The organism is uncultured Fretibacterium sp., assembly GCF_963544685.1.
GTDB lineage: Bacteria > Synergistota > Synergistia > Synergistales > Aminobacteriaceae > CAJPSE01.
In genome coordinates this window covers 1-3031 of the sequence record NZ_CAUUGJ010000183.1, presented here as the reverse complement: position 1 = coordinate 3031, position 3031 = coordinate 1, and the positions used below count along the sequence as shown (strand labels likewise).

General features: G+C 63.9%; 1 protein-coding gene and 1 pseudogene. Both read right to left on the bottom strand.

Features of this window, described 5'->3' with window-relative positions; all coding sequences use genetic code 11:
• Window positions 1-927: pseudogene (locus ABLA28_RS11200) on the bottom strand (hypothetical protein); the annotation flags it as partial.
• Entirely contained in the window at window positions 884-2659 is a 1776-nt protein-coding gene (locus tag ABLA28_RS11195; RefSeq protein ID WP_347713732.1) for a POTRA domain-containing protein, read from the bottom strand. The gene ABLA28_RS11195 and the pseudogene ABLA28_RS11200, both read right to left, overlap by 44 nt.
• Window positions 2660-3031 lie beyond the last annotated feature (372 nt).

The following is a 3031-nucleotide window of genomic DNA, read 5'->3' as shown; positions in this document are numbered from 1 at the left end:
CAGCCCCGCCTCGGGATAGCGCCCCTCGATGCCGGCATAGGCCGCGACCCACACATGGAAGAGAAGACGGTCGCTGTCCACAAGAGCGTCCATTCTGGAGACGGGCCCCGGGACGAAGGTGACCTTCACCCGGGCCCTCAGGTTCGACACGGAGTTCCGGTCCTCGAGAAATTTCCGCGCCAGAGCCTCGACCCGGTCCCGGTGGCGCGCCACCCATTCGACGGGGAGCGCGATCAGGGGGGACAGCCCGGGGACCAGCTTGGCCTCGAGATCGGACTGAAACATGACGGGCATCGTCGCGGAATAGAGCGAGGGGGTTATGGCCAGCACCAGGGGCTGCCGGGGACGGAAGGAAAGCGTGAGGACGGCCTCCGCCCCGCCGAGAGCGACCTGCACCGAAAAGTCCCAGCCCGGCAGGCGCCGTTCCAGGATCTCCCCTATCCGATGCCTCAGGGCGACGTCCGCCCAGGAGAGCGCCTCGGAGGGCAGCTCCGCCAGAAGGGAGGCGATCTCGCCGTCCAGGCCCCGGATATCCGAGCCAAACCATTCGAGCACGGGTTCCCTAAGCTCCGGCAGCGAGATCCGAACGCTCCAGTGCGGCGTCCCTCCCCGCTCGAAGGACACCGCGGGCCCCGGGGAGACGACGACGCGGTACCCCGCAAACAGGCGTGCGGCGACGACCGAAAGCGTCCCTATCCTGTCCACGCCGGGAGCGTCGGGGATCTCGTCCCACACCGCCTCCAGGCTCCTCAGGACGGAGGGTTCGAGCCACTCCGGAAGCCCCGAGAGCGTCAACGCCGGGCAGGGCGCGGCGGAAAGGATCAGGAAAAGGGCCGCGGCCCCCAGGAGGAGCGCCGCAGCCCTCCCGAAATGTTTTTCTCCCCTAGAAGATCTCCCCGAAGCCGAAGTAGGTCTTGTTCTCGTCATCGCCATAGGCGTAGTCCAGACGCAGGTTGCCGAACGGGGTCTTCACGCGGATCCCCAGGCCGTAGTCGTCGTGGAGGTCGCCCCAATCCATCTTGCTGTCCGCGTTGCCGATGTCGTAGAAGCCCACGAGGGTGAAGTTCTTGTGCACGGGCACCCGAAGCTCGAAGTTGCCCAGGATCACGTTGCTGCCCTCGAACGAACGGCTGTCGTAGCCGCGAAGCGAGTTCATTCCGCCCAGGGAATAGCGCGCGAAGGCGGGCAGCTCGTCCACCGTGGACGACCCTATCCTCAGGCGGGCGGCCAGCAGTATGGGCGAGTCCTCCGTCCAAAGGTTGTCGACATCGAAGATCCCATCGACGAAACGGTTGAGCGGAAGGTAATAGCGCAGCTGCGTCCAGTACTTCAGATAATCGAACTCCCCGCCCAGGACCTTCGCGGCCTGCTCGAAGGTCGTCTCCCAGACCAGCCCCTTGCTGTAGGGAAGGTAGGGGTCGCGCTTGTCCAGCGTGAACTGGAGCTCCGCGGTCATGTTCACGCCCTCCCACATCGTCAGGTCGTCGACGTAGCCGGGAATGGTGTTGTGCACGTCCGAATAGGAGGTATCCGTGCGCCGCAGCGTGAGGAACCAGCTCCACTCCTCCTTGCGCCCGAACTTCTTCCCCAGGCCCGCGTAGACGTTCAAGCTCTTCTCGTCGAACTCGAACTGCCTCTTGCCCTTGTAGTAATAGTAGCGGTCGTCGTAGGTGTTGTAGCGCACCCCCACGCGCCAGGCGTAGGTGCTCCGGTCCATGTAGGGGCTGGACAGCGTGGCCCAGTAGCTGGCCTCGTTCCCCTCGTCGAACCCGACCTCCAGGCTGTAGCCCAGTCCCATCAGGTTCGTGTCGCTGTAGGTCAGCCCGCCGCTGACCCCGCTCTCCGTCCCGTAGGCCAGGTTCAGCCCGATGGAGGCCGTCTTCTTCTCCTTGACGGTCAGGATCAGGTCCACCACTTCGTCCTGCCCCTCGGGGGCGTCGAAGCCCACGTTGACGTCCTCGAAGTAGCCCAGGGCCTGCAGCTTTCCGAGCTGATGACGGAAGTGGACGACGTTGAAGAGGTCCCCCTCCTTCAGCTTGATCTCCCGGCGGATCACTTTGGTCTTGGTCTTACGGTTGCCCTGGATCACGATGTCGCCCACCCGCGGCTCCAGGATCCGGACCTTGATGTTCCCGCCCTCGACGTTCACGTCCGCGATTCGCACCATGACGTAGCCGTCCTTGTGGTAGCGCTCCTGAATGCGGTCGAGGTCGTTGCGGAAGAAGACGCGGTTGAAGACCGTCCCCACCTGGGAGAAGACCTCCTTCATCAGGACCTCGCTCGAGTAGACGGTGTTGCCCGTGAAGGAGATCGACTCGATCACCGGATTCTCCCGGACGGCGTAGGTCACCGAGACGCCCTCGCCCTCGGGCCGAAGGTCCACGTCCACATAGGAGAAGAATCCCTGGTTGTATATGGCCTCGATATCCTTCTGGAGCATATCCCGGTTCAGCTCGGTCTCCGCCTTCGTCTCGACGACCCCCAGGATGTACTGCGCCGTGATATGCTCGTTCCCCGACACCCCGACGGACACGACCCTGGGCGTCTCGGCCGCAAAGGCCCCGCCGGACAGCGCCAAAAGGCAAACACAAGCGAACAAAGCGATCCCGAAAAGCCTCCGGCCCCTTGCCGGAGCCTCCAATAAAAGCCTGTAGCTCAAAGGCCACCCTCTCCCTTCCCCTGTCCCCGATCGACCGCGATCACAGGTTCCTCGTTCTTCAACACCCGTTCGCCCGTCTGAAGCAGAGAAAAGACCGTTTCATAGGGCACCTTTTTTCCATTTGCAGATCCCGTTGCAGATCCTGCCCTGCCGGCCCTCTCGTTTCCGGCAGCGTTCGGGGCTCTCCTTACGGACCTCTCCCCCGTTTCGGGCGAGGGGCGGCGCAAGAGGCCCGCGTTCGTCCGAGTTCCCCGTGGGACGGACAGGTTCTTCCGTTCTTCCGACGTTCCCGACGGGAAACGGGAGGCGGCATTCTTCCCTCCCCAGCCCTGTCTCTTATACACATCTCCGAGCCCACGAGACGGAGCTACA